We start from the raw sequence: 26,042 nt of genomic DNA, 5'->3' as shown, positions 1-26,042 counted from the left end.
GGTCAAGACTGACATGAACGACGTCGAGGCGAACGACGCGCGGCAGACCCCTGGTCCTTCGGCCAAGTCGAAGGGCCCCGGGATGATCCTGGTTGCCGTGTATGCCCTGTTCTCCCTGTCCGCCGGGGCGCGGGCCCTGTACCAGATCCATGCCAAATTCGATGAGGCCCCGGTCTCCTTCGTGCTCTCCGGCGTCGCGGCCGCGATTTACGTCTACGCCACGATCTCGCTGGCGCGGAAGGGCATCGGTGCCTACTGGTCCGCCGTATGGGCCATCCTGATCGAATTGGTCGGGGTGGTTGCGGTGGGCATCTTCTCCTACGTGCGGCCCGACATGTTCCCGTTGGCATCGGTCTGGTCCCACTTCGGGTCCGGGTACGGCTACGTTCCCCTGGTTCTGCCGATCATCGGGCTGTTGTGGCTGTACCGGAACAGGCCGGGACGTCGCGCGCCGTCGGCGAGCTGAAGTGCTCCCCGAGGTGTGCGGTCCTAGAGTGGTACCAGGAAGAGACGATCTACCCGAACGGAGCCGATCATGACCGACCCCTCGTCGTCCGAAAACAGCGCGAAGGGCCCCGAAGGCCGTTCGACGAGTCCGTGGGAAGCGCCTCACCCCTCAGGCCAGCCACGGCAAACCGAGCAGCCAGAACAGCCGCGGCAACCCCAACCATCCGGATCCGAGCGTCCGTCGACCGGCCGCCCGAAGCGCCCCGGAGCCCCGCAGGAAGGCTCCCGCGGTGCGGCGCCGTCCACCGAGTCTGCCGGGAAAGCCCGAGGCAAAGGCAAGGCAGCGCAGGGAAAGACCGCGACCACGTCGAGCGGCAAGCCGGGCAAGCAACAGGATTGGGGACTGTTCCGCGCCGTCGTCGCCCTCTATGGGCTCGTCATCATCGCCTACGGCATCTGGCAGATTTTCGCCGGGACGGCGTCCCTCCCCGGTGAGTCGACGGGCTCCAGCGCCACGGTGGCCGCCTCCTACGGAGCTCTCGCCGCAGTCCTGTGCGGAGTCGGCGCCGCGTTCGTCGCGATCGCCGTGAAATTCAAGTGGGCCAATGTCCTGTGGTTCGTGTGCCTCATGATCTTCCTGGGCGGAATCGGTCGTATCTTCTCCTGGGCCATCTTCGGTCTGCCGCATCCGCTCATGATCGTGCTCATGGTGCTGGACCTCGTGATCCCTCCGTGCCTGCTGGTCTGGCACGCATGGATCCGCAAGGCCAACCGAATCCGCAGCGAGATGACCCAGGGCGGCACGCAGCCCGCCGCTTCGAAGAAAGCGGGTAAGAAGCGTTCATAACAGGGGTCGCCGGACGGCGGCCCACTGGCACAAGGACTAGACTGATGGCCGCGGCTCGAGAACCGAGCCGCGGCCTGGTATGAGGAGATTCGTGGACTGTTTCAGGAGCCTGGACGAGATCCCGCAGGGATACGGCCCCACAGCGGTGACGATCGGGAATTTCGACGGCGTCCATCGAGGTCATGCTCGGGTCATCAGGACCGTCGTGGCTGAAGCGCACTCCGACGGGCTCAAGGCCGTCGCGATTTCCTTCGACCCGCACCCTGCCCTGGTGCACCGGCCGGACGTTCCTCACTTCCCCATCATGGGTTTGCGGGACAGCCTGGATCTCCTCGACGAGTTGGGACTGGACGCGCTCGTCCTGTTGCCCTATTCCCTCGACTTCGCGCAGGAGACCCCCGAGGACTTCGTGCGCACCACGTTCGTGGAAGGCCTCGGCGCCAAGAAGGTCGTGATCGGGGCCGACGTCCGTTTCGGCCGGAACAATTCGGGGGATCTCGACACGATGAAGCAGCTCGGGGAAGAGCACGGCTTCGAGGTCGCCGTGGTTGAGGACCTCTCGACCGACAACGATCTGACCGAGCTGGACGCCAAGGACGAACACCGCCGGTGCTCATCGACCTGGATCCGGGAGCTGCTCGCCTCCGGAGACGTCGACTCGGCCGCCCACCTGCTGGGCAGGTACCACCGCATGCGGGGGAAAGTGGTTCACGGTGCGGCCCGCGGACGCGAGCTCGGATTTCCCACCGCCAACATGGCCTCGGATTCGGACGGCTTGATTCCTGCCGACGGCGTCTACGCGGGATGGCTGCACGACGAGGCCGGGCAACGGTGGCCCGTGGCGATCTCGGTGGGTTCCAACCCCACGTTCGAAGGGGTGTCGCGGCAGGTCGAGGCACACGTCATGGGCCGTCCTCACGAGGAAGTCGAGGACTTCGACCTCTATGGGCAGAACGTCATCCTGGAGTTCGTGGCGCACCTGAGGTCCATGGTTGCTTACGAAGGCATGGACGCTCTCATCCGCCAAATGACCAAGGACGTCGACGACGCCTGGCGCGCCCTGGGGTACGATCCCGAATGACCTGAACCGGCCGGTCGCCGACCTGGTGGAGCGAACCGGTCGCGCCGACCGGGTCGGCACCGACCCACTCGCGCCAGCCCCGACGGACGACGGCATGGGGCCCCGGAGAGACCGCATCTCTCCGGGGCCCATGCTCTCTCACGAGCCTAGAATTCCTCGTGCTTGCGGGGGTCGAAACCCTTGTAGGCAATGCCCGTGTGGAGGCGCTTGATGACCTCCATCTGCTCAGGACTGAGCTCCCAGTCGAAGACGTTCAGGTTCTGCTCCATGCGCTCCGGCGTCGACGTCTTGGGGATCGGCACGATCTTGTTCTGGACCATCCACCGCAGAACCACCTGCGCGGGAGTGACCCCAAGGGTGTCGGCGATGTCGCCGAGTTCGGGGGTCTCATCCAGCCCCTGCATGCGCCCGAGGGGAGACCAGGCCTGGGTCACGATCTTTTTCTTCTCGTGGTACGCCCGCCACTTCTCCTGCTGCTCGCGGACCTGGAGCTCGATCTGGTTGACCACCGGGATCTCGCTGGTCTCTTCTCCGAGCCGGTCAATATGTTCGGGCAGGAAATTGGACGTGCCGATCGAGCGCACCAGGCCTTCCTCCTTCAGAGCGATCATGGCCTTCCAGGACTCGACGTACAGGTCCACCGACGGGTTCGGCCAGTGAATGAGGTACAGGTCCAGGTAATCCAGGCCCATGGTTCGCAAGGACTCCTTGGCCGCGGCGATGGTGGGCTCGTATCCGTGATCCTTTCCGGCGAGCTTGGTCGTCACGAAGATCTCCTCGCGATCGACGCCGGAATTGCGGACGCCGCGACCGACACCCTTCTCGTTGCCGTACTGGGCCGCGGTGTCGATCAACCGGTGCCCGCGCATGATGGCCTCGGCAACGTTCGCCTCGGCTTCGGCGTCGGACATCGGGTAGGTTCCGAATCCGACGGCCGGGATCTCGCGGCCGTCGCGCAGCGTGTGGGTGTGCATCGTGGTCTCCTGAATTCTGTGGTCGTCTGCTGTGGCGAGTTTACGCGGGGACGCCGTCGGTGGCCCTGATCACGGCGAGGACGGCGTCGGCCGACCTGCGTGCGACGATCTCCACGGACATGTGGAAGTCCTGGTCGGCGGCCGGCCCGCACAGGTCGGACACGCCTCGCACGGACAGGAACGGGACGTGGTGGCTCGTGCAGACCTGTGCGATCGCCGTGGTCTCCATGTCGGTCGTGACGGCGTGCGGGAAGGCTTCGCGGGTGTCCTTGACGTTACTCTGCGTCACGAACGATCCGCCCGCGAGCATCTGGCCGACGTGGTGGGTTCCGTCTTCCGGCACGAGTCTCCGGGCGGCGTCAAGAAGCCCGCCGTGGGGTGCGTAATCGACCGGCATCCCGGGGACCTGACCGCGTTCGTACCCGAAGGCCGTCGCGTCCGCGTCGGTGAACGTGTAGGAATCGCCGACCGCGAGGTCGCCGACCTCGACGTCCTGCCGGAGACCACCCGCGCTGCCGGCCGAGAGGACCGCGCGGGGCTCCGACGCTGCAATCGCCGTGGTCGCGGCACTCGCCGCATTGACCAGCCCGATGCCGGACCGGACCAGAAGGATCGATCGCCCTTCATGGCTGAGCGGGTAGTACCGCGCGCGGCCGAACTCGACGTCGGGTCCGATGCGCCGACAGGAGTCGAGGAAGGGTGCGGCCTCTTCGTCCATGGCCACCTGCACAACCACGCCGCCGCCCACCGTGTCGCGGACTTCGGGGGAGAGCGGCCCCACCGGCTGGGGGTTCACGCGTACACCTCGCCCCAGGCATCACGCTGATCGAGGAAATCGGAAACGGCGCCCTGTGCCCCGGACAGGGTGTGGTTGCTGCCCCAGCCGCACTGGGTCTCGTTGGCCGCGGGGACCTCGCTCGCCCCGAGAATGTCGCGGAAGGTCTTCTCGAGCACGGCCAGGAACTCCTCCGGTTCGAGCCCGAGCGTCAGGGCGTAGAAGCCCGTCTGGCACCCCATGGGGGAGAAATCGATGAGCGCATCGGTGTGATTGCGCATGTGCTCGGCGGTCAGGTGTTCGATCGAGTGGACGACCGGCATATCGAGATGCCCCTGATTCGGCTGGGCGAAGCGGACATCGTATTTGATGAGGGTGTCACCGCCGGGAAGTTCTTTCCGGTCGGCGATGCGCACGTACGGTGCCGCGACCTTGGTGTGGTCCAGGTTGAAGGACTCGACGTTCATCTTCTGCATGCATCAATTGTTGCGCACATGTGCACGTAGTGACAATCCCTTGATATACCGGGCCAAACTAGCCATTGGAGGGTGTGGGGAGGGTGGGGGACAGAATGGAGTCCCCCACGGCGGCCATCTTCTCAGAATCACCCTCCCACATGTGCGCGTAAGTTTGGAGGACCTCATTAGCGGTCGCGTGCCCCAGGCGCTCCGCCACAGCCACGGGCGAGAAGCCCGCGTGAATGAGCTGGGACGCGTGGAAGTGGCGCAACTGATGCCAACCTCGACCGATGCCCGGTATCGCCTCACGGGCCTTTGCCCACCTGTACCTAAGTGTCTCGTGAGACGGCGCTCTACCGTTGAGGTGAAAGACGAGCCGGTCCTCACCTTCTCCAATGCGTGAGCGAAGATCATCCAGCATCGTCATAGTGTCCTGGCCTAGTGATATAACCCGGTTGGACGCGGGGGTTTTGGGACTCCCAAATTTCCCGGCCCGCGTCATCTGGCGGTCAACGGTTGCCGTCGAATGGTGCATGTCGATTCGATCCCACGTGAGGCCGCGGAGCTCACCGGACCGCAAGCCGGTGGCCGCGTCGAACAGGATCATCTCGGGATAAGGCGCATCACCGATCAGGCCGCTAATCTTGGTGACTTGCTGGACGGTAAGCGGCTTGATCCTCTCAGGAACAGATTTGGGGATCGTGACACGGGTACACGGGGTCTTGGGTAGGTACTCCTCGTCTACGGCCAGTTTGAACATACCAACGAGTGTTCCGTAGTTGAGTTGGATAGTGGCTATTGAGTAGCGGGGTATCCACGAGTCCACCACGGCTTGAATGTCCTTGCGGGTAATCGACTGTATGAATCGGCTCCCGATCATCGGGCCTATGCCCTGTTTGTATCGGGACGCGATGTTGCTATTGGAGGACTGTTTGCGCGAACCTTGAGTAAGGTACTCGGCGAACATGTGGTCCACGGTGACCGTTTTTTGCGGCGGTCGGTAGACGCCGCGTTTGATCTCGTACCGTACTTCGGTGAGGTAGTCCTCCGCGAGGTCCTTATTCTGGAAGGACTTTTTGCGTTTCGCTCCGGTCGAGTCGAGCCATTCGACTTGCCACCTTAGACCCTTGCCGTACCTGTCGGTGCGTGTCCGGTCTTTGCGGTGCCAGCGGTCTACTAGATGAGCCATGACGAATTTTCCTTCAAGTACGCTTCGAGTATCCACCCAGTGACGCCGAGTTCTAACGCCCATTGGCCCATGTCGTCGGTGCAGGCGGCTATATCTACGAGGTCATGCGGGCTGATGAGCCTTTCGGCGGCCAAGCGGTCACACCTGGCTTCTCGGCGGGCGGACCACACAAGGTCAGGTGTCGGTTCGTCGCAATATTCGACATGAACGATCTCGTGGGAGAGCGTGGATGTCGCTGACCTGTCGGACTGTGCGGGGGACAGGATGATTTTGTCCCCGGTCCACAGTCCTAGACGGTTGCCGCCAGGGTTACCCCACTCGATGGGTACGCCGAGGTTTTCGGCGTGTACCCAGGGGTTATAGATAGTCCTGTTCGTCAACGTCCCTGGTTGTCCTTTCCTTAGCGGCTAGCGCCCAATCCTCCCTACTTCCTGGCCTCGGGTTTTGCGCGACCCGCATGGCGATAACGGCACTGTTTACGATGTCGCTAGCCTCCACGTCGAACACGTGTGCAACCCGGTCTAGAAGGTTGATGTTTAGGGGCGCGCCGTCTTTGTAGATGATCCGCGAGACTGTGGACTGTCCGATACCCATAGCTTCGGCTAGTTCGGTCTGGTTCATGTTGCGTCTAGCGGCGAGTGAGCGTATCTCAGCGTTCACGGCCTTAGCTAGTTCACTTGCTGGTCCTGTTCCATATGTACCCATGTCTCTAGTATAGCACCGTAATTACGGTAGATGGGGGCGATTTTGGGTGAGTTGCGGCGACCCTCGTGGGGCCGGTCGGGCACCAATTTGGGGAGATTTGCCCGGTCGAGTTGACTTCTATCCAAATGGGGGTAAAGTCGTCATCACCGACAACCCAGGGGGCTTCCCGAGATGACAACCCTTGAAGTGGTGTCCCAGAACTTGGGCACACTCATGCGTGAACAGAACAAAAATTTGAAAGAACTTTCCGGCGTGCTCGGCGTGACCGAGAATCAGGCGGCGGAAATCGCAGACAGCGGGAACCTGGATTTTAACCAAATCCCCATCCTGTGCGAATGGTTCAACATTGAACCAGAAAACCTACTAGTAAGGCGAACCTAACATGAGGCTCGACGTAGCAGAAGCGGCGGCGTACTTGAAGGAATGCGAAGACAACGTTCGAAAGTATTTTCGCACTGGCAAGATAGCCGCCTCCAAAATCGGTAAAGGTGGCCCCACGTCTCCATGGAGGACCACAACCCAAGCACTCGATGAATATATCGAGAACCAACAGAACTAATACTATCTCTCTACCTTAATTACCGCAAGTGCGGTTCGATCTTTGACAACTAAATAAACCCGCGCAGAAGGGTACTTGCCTGATCCCGTGACTTGTCCGGTGGTTGGGACGTTGGAACCTCATTGGAGCAGACCTGACGAGCACATGTGTGTAAGGCAGGCGAAGGCCGCTGAGAGGGAGCGTTACTGCGTAGGGGAAATCGTGCTGGTAGGTCCCGGCACGTATTGGCCCGGCGCGGACAGCGCCTAGCGGGGTGCAAACCCCCGACCGGGCACGCGGAATAACAGGAAGGAAGCCGGATGACTAGGAAAAATGATTGGTGCGCCTCAGCAATGCCGGGTATCCGGGATAGGTGCATCCGAGACAATGACAAGCAAGCGAACCTCATGGAACCCAGAGTTCAAAAGATCCTGGCTAACACCATGTACCCGGAGGCTGACAAAAGGAAATATGAGGATTACGCCCGGGGAGTCATCGAAGAATGGCGAAGTGAGGCGGAGGGGCTAAAGGAGGCATCGCTCTATTGGGTGTCGGATGACATGGCGCAACTGGCCCTAGAGGCATCCCGCACCATGCCGTTATTTCAACCGCATCTAGATTTGCCGAGCGATTTCGGGTTGATGTGTTTTGAAAAGCCATTGCCGCCCGTTGAAGCGGCTGACACCCGCAGTCCTCAGGCACCGAAACTTCGAGATAATAACGGGGCAATAATATCCAAGGTTCCGGTTGATGCGGTCTTGTGGGATCGAGTAGGCGACAAGTTGGATATTCGAGTCAAAACCAAATCAAATAGGCTTAGACTCCACATCGCTCCGGGGTTTGTCCCGCTGTTCCATGAATGCACGGGCGCAGATGTGCCGTTTGAAAATATAGACTTGACCACCATCGAAGAATGTACCTGGTTGAACAACCGGGCACATTTCTTGGCCCTTATGGGGGCCATATGGCACCTTATGGCCCTACCTTCTGTTTCAGTTGTGCGCGAAATTGATTCGCGCAACGGCAAACCTGTCGCTAGCAGTTCGACGGCTAAGGGGCGTTCCGTGGCACTTATTAACATGAAACCGCCTCGGCAAGTCAAGACAGAAACACAATCCGGTAAACGATCATGGAAGCTAGAGCATCGTGTGTACGTGAGCGGCCATTGGAGGCGTGTTGCTCACGGCAAGGATAGGGCATTGCGCAGGCAACGGTTTGTCGAGCCTTACGTCAAGGGGCCGGAAGGCGCACCGTTGAAGAAGCGAGAGCGCGTTAACGGGCTCTTCGCAGTTGAGGGGGTAGGTGGCTGAGCGCGTCGGTCGCCGGATGAGGGTCGAGGCCTTCCGATGATGGAAGTTCTCACACTGACCATCTGCCGGAAGACCTCGACGTGCACCACGCTACCTTCGCGACCCCTGATCTGACCGTGTTCTGCCATCTCGACGAGCTCGGCCTCGTGGCCACCGGTCAGCTTTTTGAGCCGGATCGCGCGGTGATCGAGTGCCGCGTCGCCGAGCCGGATCCGTGGTGCCGGGGATGCGGTAGCCAGGCGCTCTCGCGCGGGACGGACACGCGGCGTCTCGCCCACGAGCCGTTCGGTCATCGCCCGACGACGCTGCTGGTCCGGGTCCGCCGCTACAAGTGCTCGGGATGCGGACGGTCCTGGCGTGAGGACCTCACGGCAGCGGCGCCCGAGCGAGCCAAGCTGTCCCGTAGCGGGATGCGGTGGGCGTTGGAAGCGCTCGTGATCGACCACCTCACCGTCGCCCGCGTCGCCGCCGGACTCGGTGTCGGTTGGCACACGGCGAACAACGCGGTCCTCGCTGAAGGGCGTCGAGTGCTGATCGACGATCCCGCCCGGTTCGACGGCGTCGCCGTGATCGGCGTCGACGAGCACGTCTGGCGCCACACGAGAGTCGGCGACAAGTACGTCACCGTCATCATCGACCTCACCCCGAACCGCGACAAGACCGGCCCCGCCCGTCTGCTGGACATGATCGAGGGTCGCTCGAAAGCCGTGTTCAAGACCTGGCTCGCCGCACGCCCGCAGGACTGGCGCGATGGTGTCGAGGTCGTCGCGATGGACGGGTTCACCGGCTTCAAGACCGCCGTCAGCGAGGAGCTCCCGGACGCGCAGGCGGTGATGGACCCGTTCCACGTCGTCCGCCTCGCCGGCGACGCCCTCGACACCTGCCGTCGTCGCGTCCAGCAGTGCCTGCACGGCCGGCGGGGCCGCAAAAACGATCCGCTCTACAAGGCCCGCCGCATCCTCCACACCGGCGCGCAGCTGCTCACTGACCGGCAGCAGACCCGTCTCGAGGCACTGTTCGCGGTCTCCGAGCACGTCGAGGTCGAGGCGACCTGGGGCATCTACCAGCGCGTGATCGCTGCCTACCGCGAACCCGATCGGAAGACGGCGAAGAAGCTGATGACAGCCGTCATCGATTCCGTCTCCAGCGGCGTCCCCGCCGCGCTCGTGGAGGTCCGCAAGCTCGGCCGCACGCTCAAGCAGCGCGCCGCCGACATCCTCGCGTTCTTCGACCGGCCCGGCACGTCCAACGGGCCAACAGAGGCGATCAACGGGCGCCTGGAACACCTCCGCGGCTCCGCCCTCGGATTCCGGAACCTCACGAACTACATAGCCCGATCGCTGCTCGACACCGGCGGCTTCAGGAACCACCTACACCCTCAAATGCGATGAGCCACAAAAATTGATGAGTTCCTCGACTGGTACGCAGAGCACGACGCTAAGGACGTCGAAGGGCTCCGTATCTGCCTGCAAAACAGGGAACGGTTCGGGCACGCATTCATGGCGGACAGCATCACCGAAGTCGCCACCCGGCACGGTTTCATCGACCGAAACGGAAACCCGTTCACCCTCAGTGAGCGCGCAGTACGCGAATGGCGGAAGAAAAACCAACGAAAGGTAAACGCATGAGCTATTTTCTCGGACTCCTTAACGATGACACGGCCCCGTTCATCGAATCGAAAGTAACCGCGAAAGTTGTCGAACCGAGACGCAACGAGCCGCAAGCTGAAACGATTGTCCGCAGGGACAAGGACGGCAACCTAAAGGATTTCACGACTAGCGCCGAAACCGCGCCAATCACGTACGAGCAGATTGACAAACTCATGCGGGAAAAAGTTGGATTCGGTATTGAGCCGGGCTACCGGCCAATCGTTGAGCAGTTGACCATCTCGGATTCAGCATGGCACCGTGAGAATCAAGGCGATGACGCACTAACCGGACCGTCACACAGGTTTAAGATTACGTTTAAGCATGACCCGTTCTTCATCACAGAAGAGCAAAAGCAGGACATTCTAAATGTAATTACGCAGTATGACCCGCCCGAAGGAGTGAAAAACCCAGCAGAAGTCGCCTACGTCGTGTGCTTGTCCGACTTCCAGATAGGTAAGGCTATGGAAGGTCGAGACGCCACCCTAGGCACCCAGGACACAGCTAAACGCGTGCGGTCCATGCTTAAAGACATCAAAGAGGATATGGCTCGCGTGAAACCTGCTGAGCTACTTATCCTCGACGTCGGGGATAGTATCGAAAACTGCGAAAACACTCCGATTCAGCGGACCACAAATGACCTCGATCTGCGGTTCCAGCTCACGGCCTGGGGGCGCATCCTGTCCATGTTCATTTCAGAGCTTGCACCACTTGCTGGGCACACGACCGTTGGTGCGGTGCCGTCTAACCACGGCAGGAACCGGCAAGCGCAGAAAACCCCGGCTTCCGGCGTGTGGGATGACTTTGGATTGTTCATGCTCGACCAGGTTCATGAGAAGTTTGACTTTGCTTGGCCTGATGTGGGGATTAGTTGGGCGACACCCAGAATGAATGAAGAAATCATGTCGCTAGAGGTTGCGGGAACAACGCTGGCAGTAACCCACGGGCATCAAACCTCAGGGAATCAAATGCCGCAGTGGTTTTCCCGAATGGCGGGAAATAACTCGCCGTTACAGCCTGCGCGTGTAATCGTCACGGGACATTACCACCATTTCCGCCATCAGGTCGTGTGTGATGACCGGGATTGGTTCCAGTGCCCAACTATGGACCCCGGTTCACAGTGGTTCAAGGGGAACACTGGAGAGTGGTCCTCGCCGGGGATGCTGACTTTCCAGACGGCGAATAATGAAGTGATCAACCCGCAATTCCGGCGGCAAAGGGTCGAAGATAATCATGTCGAAAACAGGTGAATGATAGTGGTTTACACTTACGGGGCTAGCCGTAACAAACAACTCGGGCAAGAAAACCAGGCACTAAAAAACAATATTGGGGTGCTGAAACATGATATGGGGGTAGCGGAAAAAGAAATCGAAACGCTAAAAACCAAACTCGCCTCCGCAAGAGCAACTATCCGCAAGCTCCTCGAAGACAAACACGGGGTACGCGGTAACGGTCAGGACTTCACACCACACGAACGGGACTGGATACAGGAACGCCTCGACCTCGTTGACCAGCGGGAAGCGGACTACAAGGCCGAGGTGAAGAAACTTCGGATGGAACTTGAGATGGAAAGGAACCTGAGAATCATTGAGGAATGCCGCGCCGCTTGAACACCCTGAAAATCAGGTGAAAGAGACTCTAAGGAAGGTAACTGATGGCGAAGGAGTGTACTGGTAATGAGGCAAGCAGAGAAGGCGCTACGCGAGGCCGGGTGGGAAGAAATACCCCGCAATGGGGCTCACGTGGGGGACGAGGTTTACGACCTTGAAGAACACGAAGTATTTGTAGTAGATGCCCCGGCGTCTCCGTCGTGCAATTGGACGGTTCTTCGTGCCCCGCGCCCAGAGTCGAAATACGAGCACGGGACCGTGGCCAGGGTCAAATTAACGGCTACCGGGCGCGAGTTTAATGCGATTTGGGGACCGTCCAATAGCTGGGATGCAGGGTTTGGGTACCTAGTCGGTGACGTCGAAGTTCTCCGCGTCATCGCCTACCCGGACGGGACCGTACCGCCGATTAGGCAAATTGGCACCGGCTTTACTCGCATCGAGGTCATCGACGAAACGGGCCGCGCCTACGTCAACACAGACGCGAGCGACGTCGAGGTCTCAGTGCAGGACGACGGGTGGACACTCAAAGTCTTCACGGGCGGAACCGGAGCCACGCCGGGAGTTACAGATATGCGGGTAGAGAAGGCTCTCACCGCCTTTAGAAAGTCCGTTGACTCGGACCCAATAGGCAAGATCACTGACCCAGACGGCGTGCTGGGCGTAGCGATGCGGGGTGCTCTGAAAGCCGCGCTTGAGGATGGGCACCAACGTGACGAACTGATCGAGGGCATGGTGCCGCGTGTGGCCCGCGCCGCGCTTGAAGCCGCACTAAAGGAGGACCAATGAGCCTGAAACTAATTGCCGTGGAAAACTACGCCCGCCTAGCTGATGTCGGGACGTGCGACCTGTGCTACGGGTCCATGTGGGTTGAAGAGCCAGTATACGTCTTCCAGGACGCGGACACGGGTGAGACCAAGCATATTAACGGGTATCTATGGTCATGGGGCGACTACTTCGACCTACTCCTAGACAACATCCCCTCATTTGCCGAATGGGTGCAACATCAACCGGACCTAACACTAGATCAGCTGGAAGACTTTGGAGACCTGCAACAGTTGGTTTACCGGATGGATGAAGAGGCGGACGAATGAGCCTCGTAGGACTCGCTATCCACATCGCCCTACTATCCCTCACCATCGCAATACTCGTACCAGCAGGATTAACCATCATCGTCCTACTCATATGGGAAGTCGCAAAAAACCCAGAAAACAATACCAACCACACCGCAAATACGGTACAATCAAACAAAAGGGGGTAAAAGTGCGTGAACACGACAGCGAACTCGTTGAAGAGTTAGAACGGCAAATCGCGGAACTATCCGAAAGACTCGAAACGGAAATCCCAGCCGCATACACCGAAGGCTACTACGACGCCCTCACCGGACTAAAACTCAACTAGGAAAACAATTTGGCAATCACCGTTTACACAAAACCCGGCTGCGTCCAGTGCCGTTCAACCGAGAAATGGCTCGACAAAAACGGGATCGAATACCAGAGCATCGACATCACCCAAAACCCGGACGACCTGCAAGCCGTCCTCGCACTCGGGTACAAAGCCGCCCCCGTGGTCGTCGTATCCCGACCAGAAACACACGAAGACGTCCACTGGTACGGGTTCAACCCCGCCATGTTGTCAGAACGCTGCGTCAAGGGCTGACATGGACCCGATCAGCCCGCCCCACTATCAGGGATTCAGTAACGGCGCGGAAGTCATCGACATAACCGAAAACCTCAACTTCAACAGAGGTAATGCCATCAAATATTTGGCCCGCGCTGGACGTAAAGACCCCACCAAAACCCTCGAAGACCTGGAGAAAGGGGCTTGGTATGTAGCTAGAGAGGTAGAGAGGGTGAAGCGAGAAATTGGAAATTCCCAAGAATAAAAAATGCCCAAAGTGTGAGATAACCAAGGAGGTGACTGCATGGCATAAAAATAAGAACCGATATGACGGGTTGGCGGTCTGGTGCAAAGAATGCATGGGCAAATATCACCGGGCGCGGCGTGCGGACCCAGTTGTTAGAGAGCGACTGAATCAGCGCTCTTTGCAGAGGTATCGAGACATGACGGACGTCGAGAGGGCCGAATATAACCGGAGGATTACCGAGCGGAAGCGGAACAACGCCACGAATTTAACCACCAAATATAAGATGACGCTTTCTGATTACAATAAGATGCTTGATGCGCAAGGCGGAGGGTGTGCAATATGCGGCCAAAAACCCTCGGAAGCCCGAAGATTGTCAGTAGATCACGACCATGCATGTTGCCCGAGCGAAAAGACTTGTGGCGCTTGTGTTCGTGGCTTGTTATGCGTTACATGTAACGTCTGGCTCGGTTTTTACGAGAACAAAAAATGGACCGCCAAAGCTGATAAATACCTAGACTCGTTTGTGCCACTCGCATTCCCAAAAATACCCGCTTAACCAAAACCTCACCAAGGAGACAAACTAAATGGCTAACGAAACGATCATCACCGTAGTAGGTAACCTCACCGCCGCGCCGGACCTCAAATTCGCCCCGAACGGCGCGGCCGTCGCGAACTTCACGATCGCGTCTACACCCCGGAAGTTCGACAAGCAGGCCAATGAATTCAAGGACCAAGAGGCCCTGTTCCTCCGTTGCTCCATCTGGCGTGAAGTCGCCGAAAACGTGGCCGAATCACTCGACAAGGGCATGAGGGTAATCGCGACAGGGGAACTGAAGCAACGCTCCTTCGAGGACAAGGAAGGCAATAAGCGGACCTCGATCGAGCTGGACGTCCACGAGATTGGCCCGTCGCTCAGGTTCGCCACTGCCCAGGTGAACAGGAGTCAGTCATCATCCGGCGGGAATGGTCAGCAGGCGAACAACCAGCAGGCTCAGCAGGGCGGCTTCCAACAGGCACCACAGCAGGGATTCCCGCAAGGACAGCCAAGCAACGTGAGCCAGCAGGGCGGCTTCCAGGGCCAGGGGTGGGGCAACCAGGCTCCCATGTTCGGCGGACAGCCCGAGGACAGGCCGTCTTTCTAAACCCCGGCCTACCGCAATTACCCGAATAATACCCGCGCCCGGTCCCACATCATCGGGACCGGGCGCACCGTGAAGGAACGCATGACACATCAAATCATTAACGCGGACTGCCTCGACGCGCTCCGAGACCTCCCAGACAACTCTGTACACGCCGTCGTCACCGACCCTCCCTACGGGTTGTCTAATACCGACCCTAAGCATGTTGCGGAGACGATCACCCGTTGGGCGAATGGCGACCGCGAATACATGCCGACGGGTAAAGGGTTCATGGGCGCGGCGTGGGATGCCTTCGTCCCGCCCGTAGCCGTATGGGACGAATGCCTGCGTGTCCTCAAACCCGGTGGGCACATGTTGGTTTTCGCTGGGTCCAGGACGCAGGACCTTATGGGTTTGTCGATCCGTCTCGCCGGGTTCGATATTAGGGACACGATCATGTGGGTTTATGGGTCGGGGCTCCCACATGGGCAGAATGTGGCCAGGTTAATAGATAGGTCGGCAGGTGTCAAGCAGGCGAGCAGCTACGTACCCCACCATAAAAACAAAGTATACGGCCAGGGGCACGGCGGAACGAGGGTTGCTCCAGAGGCACCACTAGTGACTGACGCCGCGAAACAGTGGGCGGGTTGGTCAACGGCGTTGAAACCGGCGAATGAGCCTATCATCGTCGCCCGCAAACCGTTCCGCGGCACCGGGGCACTGAACATCGACGCTTGCAGGGTCGGAACAGAAGGTGGTTGCGCGGGCGCTTCGCCAGGCCCTTCAAATGGAATCTACGGAGAAGGTTTGAACGGTGCCTGGGCGCAACCCGTAGCCGGTCTAGGCCGCTACCCGGCGAACGTGATCCTCGACGAACACGCCGCCGCTGAACTCGACCAACAGGCGGGCGGCGACCACGCCAAATACTTCTACTGCGCTAAAGCCTCCCAGAAAGAACGCCCCTATGTTAACGGCGTGGCCCATAGCACCGTTAAGCCGCTAAAGCTTATGGAATACCTGGTCACCCTCGTGACCCCGCCCGAAGGAACAATCCTCGACCCGTTCGCCGGATCAGGGACCACCATCGAAGCCGCAATCAACAAAGAGTTCAACGCTATCGGGATCGAACGTGAGGCAGACTACCTGCCACTCATTCAGGCCCGCATCGACCGAGCTAAAGGCCACAACCCTGTAACCGCAGAAACAAGGACACCCGCATGAGACAAACCCGCAAAGGCCCATTCAGGGTAAGCGAATTCCCTAAACTTGAAATCTTCAAACTATCTGGAATGAGTGCCGCACATGCCAAAATTGCCTCTCGAACAACAAGACGAAAACCGCAACTGTGGGTAACGCAGTGCACGGAATGTATGTTCGGCAAAGGTTACTCGACATGGGCCGAATGCATTAAAAATATCCCTGCAGATAGGTGGCATTTCTGCAACCAGCACCCGTATCCCTGGGAGCGGTAACCATGACCTACCCAGAACACCACACCTTCACCGTCCACGGGACACCCGCCCCACAAGGATCAAAGAACGTCAGCCGGGCGGGCCACCTATACGAGGCCAACAAAAACCATAAAGCATGGCGGCAGAAGGTCGAAGCCGCCGCACGGGCCGAGGATATCCAATTCGGGGACAAGCCAGTTCAAGTACACCTTGAATTTTTCTTCACAACCCCGAAAAAACCCAAATTCCGGCTACCCGCCGTAAAACCCGACATCGACAAACTCGCGAGATCAATCAATGACGCCCTATCCAAATCCGGGATGATCCACGACGACGCCCGCATAACCGACCAGTGGCTATCCAAACGATACGCCGAAACACCCGGCGTCCGAATCACAATCAGAGAGGCGCACCAATGATCCGCAAACTAATCAACCTAACACGGTTCTTCCGAAACCAATTCACCATGCAAATCGCACGAACCGACACCCACGAAATCGCACTCATCGTCAACCAAGCCTACGTCATGTACATGACACCCGAGGAAGCCCTCGAAGTAGCCGACGAAATCCGAGACAACGCACACCTCGCAATGATGCCAGACCAGGAGGTCAACTAAACATGTTCCGCAAAACCAGAAATGAAATTGACTCGTTCGTCAGGGGACTCAACGAACTGTCCGGTGATCTTATACGGACTAATGGCAGGTTGTTGAAATTAGACGAACTGACCAACAAGAAGATCGATTCCGTGGATGAACGTTTAGAAATGTGCTGGGATCGGATAAAGGACGCAGAACGGCAACAGGTCAAAGCCCGCGTCAGAGCCAATAGCCGAGACGACCACAAGGTGATACCAAAGCACCACACCGACACATACAGCCGGAAATACTACATCACCCTCGAATGCGTCTGTGGGTTCACCTATGAGACCGAACTTCACCGGATTGAAGCGCAAGCCCGAGAAGAAGCAGCCGCCGCAACACAACTCCACGAAGAAGGTGTGCTCTAAATGCACCGTTTTAAACAGGAAGCCAAAAATACACGGAACATCCTAAAGGACCTCGCGCGGCTTCTGGGTGAAGGTGAAATATCCTGCGCCGAATATCACCACATAGCCGCAATCCACCGCCACAACCTTCTAACCGTCGAGCTAACCGAAGCGGTGAAAGAAGTAGGGCACAGGCTAGAGCGAATGATGAATGATGGAGTGCGTACACGCTGATGACCAACCTTGAAGACCTCGTTGTTCACCTGACCGAAGATCACAAGGTCAACCCGGACAAGACAGGGAAGACCTTCAACCTCGTTGAAGAATACGCCCTGTTGACTCAGCTGGAACAGGCCAAGACCATGCGCCTCAACAGTGGCGGGGGAGGTGGAGGTGGCGCTAAACTCCCGTTCGGTGTAGGACCAGTAGACCTCCAAAACGAAATCGAAACCGTCATCATGTCCACCCTGCAACCCTGGCAATACGCACCCATCGCCAAACTCCCACTACCGGAACGCCTCAAAGAATGGTTCGGACTTGTGGACATCGGCCCCGCCGAAAACTACCTACCCAAATGGGTCCACCAAATCCGGGACCTATTCACCACCAAATTCCACCTCGAAGCAACCTGCCCAGAATGCCACACCGCAACCATCACACAAGAGCAAGACGGGCAAATCACCCATAAAGACGCGCTCATGGTAACCGTCGAATCCCAAACCGCCACATGCGCAAATTGCGGAAACACCTGGACCGGGGTAGACGACCTAAACTACCTCGCCGGAAAAATCTAAAAATAATTACCCTAAGACTGGAGATCGTACCGCAAATATGGTAATGTGAAACCTATCGGATCGGGAGACGTGTATCCAAAACACTAAATACTCGGGACTCCACACTACGCACCCGATCCGACCATAGGCGACAACATGAGCAACAATCACCCCATACCCGCCAAAGGCGGCGACGAATACGACGCATTCAGTAAGACGGCACGCAAAGCCCTCTGTTGCTTCAACAACCAAACCGGGCTCACCAAATACTGGAAACGCAAATACTGGAAACGCGTACGCCGACAAGGCAAACAAGAATCCCGCAACCTCAGCGGGTAACCAAAGAGGGCCGCACCGCAACAACGGATAAGACGGCAAACACGGGAGACCTACACTCTAGCGTCCCGTGAAAGGTAGCGGCGGAAACCTAACGTCAGCGGCGAAGCTGAGCGGATCACGTTAGGGATGATGGTGGGGAGCCGTTGAGTTCCTCTAGTCGGTTCAAACCCGGCCCGCCGTACAACAAGTCCCGCAAGCCTCTCAACGATGCGCAACATGTGGTCACGGTAGGCAGGGGTCGCAACCCTCCGAGTGGCGAAGGCAGTCATTGGCCTTGGACATCTGCAATGACAATAGCGTGTGACATGGCGAAGTCCTCCCAGGAGCGAGCGCGGTTCGATTCCGCGGCACGCGCAAGCCCCCGTGCAGTTGTCCGGACGAACAGCGAGCACGGGGCCACAAACCGACGGGCCGGTTACCGGAACGTTGTCTGCCACGTCGTAAGACGTGTGCTTGTTGCACCTCGGAGCAAGGTCTCCGAGAGTACAGCGCCCCTACGTGTTCCACCTATCACAGTGGATGGCGCGGGGCTTTGCAGGACCAAGGCTCCCATAAGGCCTCGGCCCTGCCCACGGGTGGTCGTAAAGCTTTTTTCCGGTGTCTTGCGGCCACTTCTGGCTTCCCTATCCCAATTGGCAGAGGAAACGGATTCAAACCCCGTTCAGTCTCGGTTCGAGTCCGAGGGGAAGTACGAGGCCCGGCGAAACGGCGCTCCGAAGAGCGTCTGCCGTTGACAGCTCAACGGCTAGCCGGGCCAAGCGGGATTGACGGAACTGGTAGACGTGTCGCCCTCAAAAGGCGTTGACCGAAAGGTCGTGCAGGTTCGAGTCCTGCATCCCGCACTACGCTTCCCTAGCTGTGATGTCCAGGGACGTTGTTTCGGCGACACGGCCGTGAACAGCTGAGAGGTGAGGGCCTCCGGTTGTGAAGTGGAGCTGTTGAGTTCAACCGCTTCACGTACCAGGAGGCCCTCGTGTCCCGCGCTAACGCTGCCCTGACCCCGCGCGCTCGACTCCGCCTGGCGCGCCTGATCGTCGAGGACGGCTGGTCGCCGCAGGTCGCGGCGAAGATGTTCATGGTCTCTCCCGTCACGGCCCGAAAATGGGCGGCTCGGCTGAGGCTGGAGGGCCCCGCCGGGATGACCGATCGTTCGAGTCGGCCGCGATCGATGCCGACGAAGACGCCACTGCCCGTGGTCAAGCGGATCGTGAAGCGGCGGTGGCGGGGCCGTCTCGGCCCGGCCCAGATCGCCGGTGAACTCGGACTGCCCGCCTCGACCATCCACGCAGTGCTCGTGCGATGTCGAATCAACAGGCTCAGCCATATCGATCGGGTCACGGGAGAACCCATCCGACGATACGAGCACGACCATCCCGGCTCGCTGATCCATGTCGACGTCACGAAGTTCGGCAACATCCCCGACGGCGGCGGATGGCGGTTCGTCGGCCGCGTCCAGGGCGAACGCAACCGGGAGGCCACCGCGACCCGTCTGCAAAGCAGGAACCACCGCTATGAGCCCCGGTTGGGCACCGCGTTTGTCCACACCGTCATCGACGACCACTCCCGTGTTGCTTACGCCGAGATCTGCTCTGACGAGAAAGCGCAGACGGCGATCGGCGTCCTGCGTCGTGCTGTCTCATGGTTCGCCGCCCGGGGTGTCCCCGTCGAGCGTGTCCTCTCGGACAACGGCTCCGCCTACAAGTCCCACGCCTGGCGCGATGCCTGCGCAGAACTCGGGATCACGGCGAAGAAGACCCGCCCTTACCGGCCGCAGACCAACGGGAAGATCGAACGCTTCCACCGCACCCTCGCCGACGGCTGGGCCTACGCCCGGTTCTACGGATCAGAAGCCGAGCGTCGCATGGCGCTACCAGGCTGGCTGCACTTCTACAATCATCACAGGCACCACTCCGCAATCGGGGCCCCACCCATCAGCAGAATCCAAAACAACCTGCCTGGACAGCACACCTAGCCCAACTGGCAGAGGCACTGGTCTTAGGAACCAGGCAGTCTGAGTTCGAATCTCAGGGGAAGCACAAACCCTTGCCGTGTGTGGCAGGTGGGACGACGTGAGTCATTGTTCGGAAGACAGGGCACCCGCCACACGCGCCAAGGGCACATACCTACAAAGGGGGTAACGCATGATCCTGCCAACGATTGCCCTCATTGCGGCACTAGCCACACTCGCAGTGAACGCGTGGGTGCTACACAAGTCCAAGGAAGCATTGGACGACGCGGAGCGTTACCTCGCCGAGGCTAGAGCGTCATTACGGCTTGCAACACACGGCAAGGGCCAGCCCGTGAACCATAAACACGAGGCACCTGGACCCGTGCTCACACCTAAGCAGTGGCGCACGATCGCCGCACATGAGCAGGTGTATCGCGAGATGGCCGAACAGCAGACCGAGACACGCGACGCCCGAAGGGACCGCGCCATGAACCGGCCACGTGGACAAGCAGGAATCCATGAGGAGGACTCATGAGCGGACCTATCGGCGAAATCAGATTCACATCTGACGACACCTGGGGGAGACGGCTAGTAGCCGACAAGGTTATCCAAGACGATAACGGCGAACCGATCACCCTTGACTGGCTCAACGAGCACGACGTCAGGCTACCGATATACGGCAACGGCGACGGCACAGTATCAGCGGACCGCTTCATGATCGACGGCGTGCCAGGGCCAATGAACGCATGAGTCGCATACAGCACATTGCCTGCGAGTGTGGCATTCACACCTACCAGGCAACACACAAGCCCGGATGGATCAAGTGCCAGACATGCGGCACAGTACGAAGTGTCAAGAGGGGGTAGACAATGGCTGAACTTGTCACATCATGGGACCAACTCAAACACGGCGAAAAGGTCATCGTTGACGGTAAGCGGGCAACCTTCTACGGCGTTCCCTACCTGCAACGGGAAGCAGACGGCAAGCCAATCACCTGCCCCGGCGAAGTGTTCGCAGTAGCCGACGAATACACGGCAGACAATGGCGAATGGTTCTACTGGTCGTGGGCTACCGGCTTCCGTATCAGCATGCCCGGGGAATTCCCTGTCTTCGAGTGGAGGGCGCCGAGAGCTGGGGACATACAGAAGGTGACTGATGCCTGAACTTCTCGGGGCACTGCAACTCCCGCCAGGCACAACACAAGCGGGCATCTTCGCCAACGGGTTACGCATAGGTAAGACCCCCTTGACAGATGACTTCCTCAACGAACACAAAGTAGAAGTCATGGTCATAGGCGAAACCAACGATGAAGGCCCCGACCTATTCAGGCTAGCCCTGCACTCAATATGGATTGATGGGCAAGAGGTCTACAGGTTCGGTGGATAGGGGAGCCCACACAGGCCCCTCATATACGCCGCATATAAGGCCCCTATATAGGCGGGCCATATAAAGGCCCCCACTACCCACAGGCCATAGGCCACCACATAAAGACAGGCCCCCTATTCTACCTCGGGGAACACAACACCAATCATGGTTGATTAGGTTAGCCTAACCAACAACAGTTAGACACGAGCAAGGCAGGTGACCTCATGGCCCAAGACATACGCAACGGCAAAGGTCACCGATCATACCGAAGACAAGCCGCAATACTAAGACGAAGAGGCCTACCTTGTGCATGGTGCGGAAGACCAATCAACTATGAGGCATCACCCAATGACCCTGATGCCTTCACCGCCGACCATGTGGACCCTATAGCACTTGGTGGATCATTGCACAAGGGCGAACTTCAACCCATGCATAAAGGTTGCAACTCGCGCAAAGGCAATTCGATGCAAGCCAAAATCCGGCCCGCATCATAACCCCAAAAGTTAGGCAACCCTAACAAACAAGCGACACCGGAAAGACCCCTAAAATGGCCCTCCAAACAAGCTGCCCTACCAGGGGGTACACAACTGGTACTAACCAACACCACCCCCAAAACCCCGGCAACTCAAGGGGTGGGGGAGGACCCCAGGTAACTGGTCATGCCTACTCCCGGGCCGCACCTGGCATCATTTCGTTCGCGGAAATTTCAAATGAGAATCATGTACGATAAGAGGTGATTTTATGTCACGTCCAAAGGCTGAATGTGGCACGGAATCAGCTTATAGACGGCATTTGAAGGAAAAACAGCCTGTTGATGAGGCGTGCAGGCTTGCGCATAACAAATATTGCCGTGATCGGCGGAAATTGTATTTGTCTGAGCGGTCGTCTGTTTCTGATAAACCTGTTGGTGGGGTTACGGCTCCGGCTCGTGAAGCGCGTGCTACGCGCACTGAGGCGGTGAAAGCGGAGAAGGCCCCTGATTATGACAAGAATTGGCATGTGAATGTGCTTCGGGAGACTTTGGCGGGTTTGACTGATGCTTATTCGAGGGTTTTGGAGTCGGCCCCGGATAAGGCTTCTCCGTTGACTAAGGAGATTCGGGCTTTGACGGCTGAGATTGAGCGGTTGACGGCACCTGTTGAGGATAAACCGGCTGATAGGGGAGGTAGTGCGCTTGACAAGTTCCTCCCTGGAAACGTTGCAAGGTTCCCAGAGCCCAAGATTAGCTAAATACCCTGAGAATGTCGGTTCTTATGGTGAGTATGTTGTTGAGTTCGGTAAGGCTGTAGGCGTTGACCTTTTCCCGTGGCAGGAAAAGGTTATTCATTCGTTGTTCGCGGTTGATTCTGAGGGGCTTTGGGCGGCGTCTGAGGCGGGTTTGCTCGTAGCTCGTCAGAACGGTAAAGGCGAAATTCTTGTCCTGTACGATTTGGCTCATTTGTTCTTGTTTCCGCGTAAGGATAACCGGCGTAAAACTATTTTGCATTCGGCGCATGAGTTAAAAACGGCGGTTGATGGATTTGACCGTCTTGCGGGAATTGTTGAGTCAACGCCTGAGCTTATGGAGCATGTGGATCACATTTACAAAGGTGCTGGGCAACAGCAAATTATTTTGAAGCGCCGCGAGAACCAGAAATCGTACGGTGACCGGATTAAGTTTGTGGCGCGGTCGAAGTCGTCTGGGCGTGGTTTTTCGGCTGATGCTTTGATTTATGATGAGGCGCAGGAATTGTCTGTTGCTTCGCGGGATGCTTTGTCTTATACGGCTACGGCTGTTCCTAATGCTCAGGAGTTTTATACGGGTACGGTCCCGAATGAGGCTGAGAACGAGTTTGAGGTTTTCGAGGGCGTACGGGATCGTGGGCGTTCGTTGGATGAGTACCCGCGTACGTTGTGGCTTGAATGGTCCCCGGAGGGTGCAGAAGACCCTGACAGGGCTTTGGAGATCGATCCTGGGGACATTGCCCACGCTTATGTTTCTAACCCGTCTATAGGCTTCCTTCCAGGTATTACTGAGGCTAAGGTTATTCGCCAGTGGGAGCAGGACACCTCGGCGGGTAAAGAGTCGTTCATGCGTGAGCGTCTGTCCGTGTGGCCTAATCGTCGTCCAGAAGAGGAAGTCCGGGTAAATGACCTGGATATGGAGGCTTGGGCGGCGTCTGAGGACCATAAGGCCATTCATGGGGATACTGTGGTTTTGAGTGTCCGTGTTGCTGATAATGGCGGTTATGCTTCGATTTCGGCGGCGTCTAGGTTGCCTGACGATCGTATTTATGTTGAGCACAAGTACACGGCGTATCAAACTCTGTGGGTTCCGAAGAAACTTAAAGCGCTCATGGAAGAGATGGGCGCTGTTTCTGTGGTCCTTGACGAGAAGAAGTGCGCGGGGATTATCCCTGATTTGAAGCGTGAACGGATTAAGTTTTTCGGCATGAGGCCGGGGGAGCTTGCGGGGGCGCATTCTTTGTTTGCTGAGTCTGTGGCGGCGTATCAGGTTGTCCACCGCGGCCAGGAAGAGCTAACGGATTCCCTTGTTTTGGCTCAACCTCGCGCTATTGGGCAGTACGGGTTCACGTGGGAGCAGTCCGACCCTACGGAGCCTGTGACTCCGGCGCAGACGGTGACCGAGGCGCTTTGGGGTGTAAAGAATTTTGAGGCGAATAGGCGTCCTCGGGGAATTATTCGCGGTATTGGAGGCTAAATGAGCGAGATTCTGCGCCTCATTGACGACGAGGTTACGAAGAAGGCTAAAGCCGAGTGGGGGAGGTTGCGGAACCTTCGGCTACAGCTTGAAGGGAAGCTCACTAAGTCCTGGGCACCTGACGGGGCGGACCTGGAGTATCGGGATTTGATGCGCAAGGCGCGTTCCCCGTGGTTGATGTTCGCGGCTGACTGTTTCTCTGATGCGCTGATTGTTGATGGTTACACGAATCAGCGTGTCTGGGATGAAGTATGGGAACGTTCTGGCATGTCGGGGCGGCAACACATGTTGAATCATGAGGCTGTCGCGTACGGGTATTCGTACCTGTTGACGTTCCCGGCTGAGGATGGCGGCGCGATGATGCGGCCCCTCTCTGTGGTGAACACGTATTCGGTGAAGGAAGACCCGTGGGACGATCACCCGAAATACGTGTTGCACCAAGTCTCGGATGACCTGTGGCGGTTCTTTGACGATGAGGCCATGTACGAGATTCGTGGGTCGCTGTCCACGGGCGAGGTGACGAAGGTCCCGCACGGACTCGGTGTGTGTCCGGTGTCTATCGTGCAAGCTCAGTATTCGGCTGATGGTGAGACTCCGGCGTCTGTGGTTGAGCTGGGCATTCCGGCGTATAAGCGGGTTGTTGATGCGACGTTCACCCTGCAAATGGTGCAACGGTACGGGGCGTTCCCGCAGAAGTACCAGACGGGCGGACTGTTGGCGACCGATGAGAACGGCGACGCTATGGTTCGGCCTTCTGTTGACTCTATGTTGCAGTCTGACGACCCGGACACGAAGTTTGGGGCGTTCCCTGCCGCTGACCTGGACAAGGTTGCGCAAGCGGTCGATGAGCATATTCAGCAGTTGGCCGCCGTGTTGCACGTCCCGCCGCATTACCTTTTGGGCAAGGTCGTTAACCTGTCGTCTGAGGCTTTGGCGGCTACGGAGACCGGGTTTATCCGCAAGCTGGGCACGCTTCAAGAGCCTTTGTCTGAGGGTTACGAGCAGGCGTTGAGGCTCGCGGCGATGATTCTTGGTGATACGTCGGCGGCTGATGATTACTCGAATGAGGTTCATTGGCAGGACGTGTCCGTTCGTACTTTGGGTGCTTCGGTTGATGCGGTCCAGAAATTGGATGCTGTCGGGGCTCCTAAGGAATTGATTTTCCAGCTCGTTCCGGGCTGGACTAAACAGGACGCTATTTTGGCCGCTACTGAGGCCGAAAAAACGGCGGAAGAGAATAAGGCGAATCTTCCGTTTGCGCCTGGCAATAATGATTCACCCGCTATGGGGGATACGGCTACGGGAGCCGTTACTAATCCCGGTGAAATCGACGGATTTGCGGAGGGTAAGGTATGAGCGAGAACGAAGCTCCCCAGGAGACGCAGGAATTCACACCTATTCAGTCTCAGGAAGAACTTAACCAGATTGTCGAGTCGAGGATCGCGCGTGAGCGTAAGAAGTTCTCTGATTATGACGATTTGAAGGCGAAGGCGGCTAAGGCTGACGAGTTGGAGGCTCAGGCGTTGAGCGAGCAGGAACGGGCCGTGAAGGACGCTGTTTCTAATCGTGAGGCTGAGCTTAATTCGTATTGGGCTGAGAAGTTCGCTTCTAAGTCGGCTGAGTCTGAGGCGGCGAAGATGGGTTTCATTGACCCGTCTGATGTGTCGAGGTACTTGGACGTGTCCGAGGTAATGGCCGATGGGGATATTGACCCTAAGGCTTTGGGGAAGCAGTTGGAGCAGATTCTTACGGATCGGCCTTACCTTGCTAAAACCCAGGAACAGGCACCTAACCCTACACAGGGTAGGCGTATTAAGCGTTCTGGGTCTGTTGAGAAGTCGGACGCGCCTAAGGGGTCGCGGGCGGCTAGCATGATGCGAGATTTTTCGCGGGTTTCTTAATTTTTAGGAGTT

General features: G+C 58.2%; 33 protein-coding genes and 2 tRNA genes. 30 read left to right on the top strand and 5 right to left on the bottom strand.

Going from position 1 to position 26,042, the window contains the following annotated elements:
* Positions 1-13: 13 nt before the first annotated feature.
* The 3 genes from ACTSLZ_RS11170 (at position 14) to ACTSLZ_RS11160 (ending at position 2,375) form a co-directional block, all read left to right on the top strand.
* Complete coding sequence (locus tag ACTSLZ_RS11170) at positions 14-466, top strand: hypothetical protein (RefSeq protein WP_443095064.1); 453 nt, start codon at positions 14-16, stop codon at positions 464-466.
* A 69-nt stretch (positions 467-535) separates the two neighbouring features.
* Positions 536-1,294 (top strand): DUF4345 domain-containing protein, encoded by a 759-nt coding sequence (locus ACTSLZ_RS11165; RefSeq protein ID WP_443095063.1) that lies wholly within the window; start codon positions 536-538, stop codon positions 1,292-1,294.
* Positions 1,295-1,385: 91 nt separating this feature from the next.
* Positions 1,386-2,375 carry a bifunctional riboflavin kinase/FAD synthetase gene (locus ACTSLZ_RS11160; RefSeq protein ID WP_321201063.1) on the top strand — a complete coding sequence of 330 codons (990 nt, stop codon included), beginning with the start codon at positions 1,386-1,388 and terminating at the stop codon, positions 2,373-2,375.
* A gap of 146 nt (positions 2,376-2,521) precedes the next feature.
* Here ACTSLZ_RS11160 and ACTSLZ_RS11155 read toward each other — a convergent pair whose 3' ends face one another.
* The 5 genes from ACTSLZ_RS11155 to ACTSLZ_RS11135 all read right to left on the bottom strand — a co-directional run bounded on the left by ACTSLZ_RS11155 (position 2,522) and on the right by ACTSLZ_RS11135 (position 6,476).
* Positions 2,522-3,349, bottom strand: coding sequence for an aldo/keto reductase (locus ACTSLZ_RS11155; protein ID WP_436595201.1), 828 nt, complete (start codon positions 3,347-3,349; stop codon positions 2,522-2,524).
* 40 nt (positions 3,350-3,389) lie between these two features.
* Positions 3,390-4,145, bottom strand: a complete 756-nt coding sequence (mtnN, locus tag ACTSLZ_RS11150) for a 5'-methylthioadenosine/S-adenosylhomocysteine nucleosidase (protein WP_238692393.1) — start codon at positions 4,143-4,145, stop codon at positions 3,390-3,392.
* A complete protein-coding gene (locus tag ACTSLZ_RS11145; RefSeq protein WP_129315710.1) occupies positions 4,142-4,600 on the bottom strand; it encodes an S-ribosylhomocysteine lyase in 459 nt (152 codons plus the stop codon). The genes mtnN and ACTSLZ_RS11145 overlap by 4 nt, the downstream gene beginning before the upstream one ends.
* A gap of 58 nt (positions 4,601-4,658) precedes the next feature.
* Complete coding sequence (locus tag ACTSLZ_RS11140) at positions 4,659-5,771, bottom strand: tyrosine-type recombinase/integrase (protein ID WP_443095062.1); 1,113 nt, start codon at positions 5,769-5,771, stop codon at positions 4,659-4,661.
* 357 nt (positions 5,772-6,128) lie between these two features.
* Positions 6,129-6,476: a helix-turn-helix domain-containing protein gene (locus ACTSLZ_RS11135; protein WP_443095061.1), complete on the bottom strand. Its 348-nt coding sequence runs from the start codon at positions 6,474-6,476 to the stop codon at positions 6,129-6,131.
* Between the two features lie 171 nt (positions 6,477-6,647).
* Between ACTSLZ_RS11135 and ACTSLZ_RS11130 the strand changes: the two genes are divergently transcribed.
* The 27 genes from ACTSLZ_RS11130 (at position 6,648) to ACTSLZ_RS11000 (ending at position 26,030) form a co-directional block, all read left to right on the top strand.
* Complete coding sequence (locus ACTSLZ_RS11130; RefSeq protein ID WP_443095060.1) at positions 6,648-6,857, top strand: hypothetical protein; 210 nt, start codon at positions 6,648-6,650, stop codon at positions 6,855-6,857.
* A 1-nt stretch (position 6,858) separates the two neighbouring features.
* Entirely contained in the window at positions 6,859-7,035 is a 177-nt protein-coding gene (locus ACTSLZ_RS11125) for a helix-turn-helix domain-containing protein (RefSeq protein WP_443095059.1), read from the top strand.
* A 299-nt stretch (positions 7,036-7,334) separates the two neighbouring features.
* Entirely contained in the window at positions 7,335-8,324 is a 990-nt protein-coding gene (locus ACTSLZ_RS11120; RefSeq protein ID WP_443095058.1) for a hypothetical protein, read from the top strand.
* An 80-nt stretch (positions 8,325-8,404) separates the two neighbouring features.
* Entirely contained in the window at positions 8,405-9,715 is a 1,311-nt protein-coding gene (locus ACTSLZ_RS11115; protein ID WP_179628043.1) for an ISL3 family transposase, read from the top strand.
* 233 nt (positions 9,716-9,948) lie between these two features.
* Positions 9,949-11,220 carry a hypothetical protein gene (locus ACTSLZ_RS11110; RefSeq protein WP_443095057.1) on the top strand — a complete coding sequence of 424 codons (1,272 nt, stop codon included), beginning with the start codon at positions 9,949-9,951 and terminating at the stop codon, positions 11,218-11,220.
* A gap of 6 nt (positions 11,221-11,226) precedes the next feature.
* Positions 11,227-11,580 (top strand): hypothetical protein, encoded by a 354-nt coding sequence (locus ACTSLZ_RS11105; protein ID WP_443095056.1) that lies wholly within the window; start codon positions 11,227-11,229, stop codon positions 11,578-11,580.
* Between the two features lie 66 nt (positions 11,581-11,646).
* Positions 11,647-12,366 (top strand): hypothetical protein, encoded by a 720-nt coding sequence (locus ACTSLZ_RS11100; RefSeq protein WP_443095055.1) that lies wholly within the window; start codon positions 11,647-11,649, stop codon positions 12,364-12,366.
* Positions 12,363-12,671, top strand: a complete 309-nt coding sequence (locus ACTSLZ_RS11095) for a hypothetical protein (protein WP_443095054.1) — start codon at positions 12,363-12,365, stop codon at positions 12,669-12,671. Before ACTSLZ_RS11100 ends, ACTSLZ_RS11095 begins: the two co-directional genes overlap by 4 nt.
* A 316-nt stretch (positions 12,672-12,987) precedes the next feature.
* Positions 12,988-13,236: a glutaredoxin domain-containing protein gene (locus tag ACTSLZ_RS11090; protein ID WP_443095053.1), complete on the top strand. Its 249-nt coding sequence runs from the start codon at positions 12,988-12,990 to the stop codon at positions 13,234-13,236.
* Position 13,237: 1 nt separating this feature from the next.
* Entirely contained in the window at positions 13,238-13,462 is a 225-nt protein-coding gene (locus tag ACTSLZ_RS11085) for a DUF3310 domain-containing protein (RefSeq protein WP_443095052.1), read from the top strand.
* Between the two features lie 94 nt (positions 13,463-13,556).
* Positions 13,557-14,000 (top strand): endonuclease VII domain-containing protein, encoded by a 444-nt coding sequence (locus ACTSLZ_RS11080; RefSeq protein ID WP_443095051.1) that lies wholly within the window; start codon positions 13,557-13,559, stop codon positions 13,998-14,000.
* Between the two features lie 28 nt (positions 14,001-14,028).
* Positions 14,029-14,586, top strand: a complete 558-nt coding sequence (locus ACTSLZ_RS11075) for a single-stranded DNA-binding protein (RefSeq protein ID WP_443095050.1) — start codon at positions 14,029-14,031, stop codon at positions 14,584-14,586.
* 81 nt (positions 14,587-14,667) lie between these two features.
* Positions 14,668-15,783, top strand: coding sequence for a DNA-methyltransferase (locus ACTSLZ_RS11070; protein ID WP_443095049.1), 1,116 nt, complete (start codon positions 14,668-14,670; stop codon positions 15,781-15,783).
* 253 nt (positions 15,784-16,036) lie between these two features.
* Complete coding sequence (locus ACTSLZ_RS11065; RefSeq protein ID WP_443095048.1) at positions 16,037-16,432, top strand: RusA family crossover junction endodeoxyribonuclease; 396 nt, start codon at positions 16,037-16,039, stop codon at positions 16,430-16,432.
* 47 nt (positions 16,433-16,479) lie between these two features.
* Entirely contained in the window at positions 16,480-16,632 is a 153-nt protein-coding gene (locus ACTSLZ_RS11060) for a hypothetical protein (protein WP_443095047.1), read from the top strand.
* 2 nt (positions 16,633-16,634) lie between these two features.
* Positions 16,635-17,024, top strand: coding sequence for a hypothetical protein (locus ACTSLZ_RS11055; protein ID WP_443095046.1), 390 nt, complete (start codon positions 16,635-16,637; stop codon positions 17,022-17,024).
* Positions 17,025-17,236: 212 nt separating this feature from the next.
* Positions 17,237-17,797, top strand: coding sequence for a DUF7340 domain-containing protein (locus ACTSLZ_RS11050; RefSeq protein ID WP_443095045.1), 561 nt, complete (start codon positions 17,237-17,239; stop codon positions 17,795-17,797).
* Positions 17,798-18,873: 1,076 nt separating this feature from the next.
* Positions 18,874-18,957, top strand: a tRNA-Leu gene (locus tag ACTSLZ_RS11045).
* Positions 18,958-19,088: 131 nt separating this feature from the next.
* Complete coding sequence (locus tag ACTSLZ_RS11040; RefSeq protein WP_443095044.1) at positions 19,089-20,087, top strand: IS481 family transposase; 999 nt, start codon at positions 19,089-19,091, stop codon at positions 20,085-20,087.
* Positions 20,084-20,148, top strand: a tRNA-Leu gene (locus ACTSLZ_RS11035). Before ACTSLZ_RS11040 ends, ACTSLZ_RS11035 begins: the two co-directional genes overlap by 4 nt.
* Before the next feature lie 446 nt (positions 20,149-20,594).
* Complete coding sequence (locus ACTSLZ_RS11030; protein WP_443095043.1) at positions 20,595-20,813, top strand: hypothetical protein; 219 nt, start codon at positions 20,595-20,597, stop codon at positions 20,811-20,813.
* 119 nt (positions 20,814-20,932) lie between these two features.
* Positions 20,933-21,226 carry a hypothetical protein gene (locus tag ACTSLZ_RS11025; protein ID WP_443095042.1) on the top strand — a complete coding sequence of 98 codons (294 nt, stop codon included), beginning with the start codon at positions 20,933-20,935 and terminating at the stop codon, positions 21,224-21,226.
* On the top strand, positions 21,219-21,449 hold the full coding sequence (locus ACTSLZ_RS11020; protein WP_443095041.1) for a hypothetical protein: 231 nt from the start codon (positions 21,219-21,221) through the stop codon (positions 21,447-21,449). The genes ACTSLZ_RS11025 and ACTSLZ_RS11020 overlap by 8 nt, the downstream gene beginning before the upstream one ends.
* 203 nt (positions 21,450-21,652) lie before the next feature.
* The gene (locus tag ACTSLZ_RS11015; protein ID WP_443095040.1) at positions 21,653-21,922 is read left to right on the top strand and encodes an HNH endonuclease; all 270 of its coding nucleotides are present in this window, start codon (positions 21,653-21,655) and stop codon (positions 21,920-21,922) included.
* A gap of 680 nt (positions 21,923-22,602) precedes the next feature.
* Positions 22,603-24,129 (top strand): hypothetical protein, encoded by a 1,527-nt coding sequence (locus ACTSLZ_RS11010; protein WP_443095039.1) that lies wholly within the window; start codon positions 22,603-22,605, stop codon positions 24,127-24,129.
* The gene (locus tag ACTSLZ_RS11005; protein ID WP_443095038.1) at positions 24,130-25,485 is read left to right on the top strand and encodes a phage portal protein; all 1,356 of its coding nucleotides are present in this window, start codon (positions 24,130-24,132) and stop codon (positions 25,483-25,485) included.
* A complete protein-coding gene (locus tag ACTSLZ_RS11000) occupies positions 25,482-26,030 on the top strand; it encodes a hypothetical protein (protein ID WP_443095037.1) in 549 nt (182 codons plus the stop codon). Before ACTSLZ_RS11005 ends, ACTSLZ_RS11000 begins: the two co-directional genes overlap by 4 nt.
* The last annotated feature ends 12 nt before the right edge of the window (positions 26,031-26,042 follow it).

This window comes from Rothia koreensis (assembly GCF_052232265.1).
Classification (GTDB): Bacteria; Actinomycetota; Actinomycetes; order Actinomycetales; family Micrococcaceae; genus Rothia; species Rothia koreensis.
The sequence above is the reverse complement of the archived record's forward strand: the minus strand, read 5'-3'. Positions and strand labels throughout refer to the sequence as shown.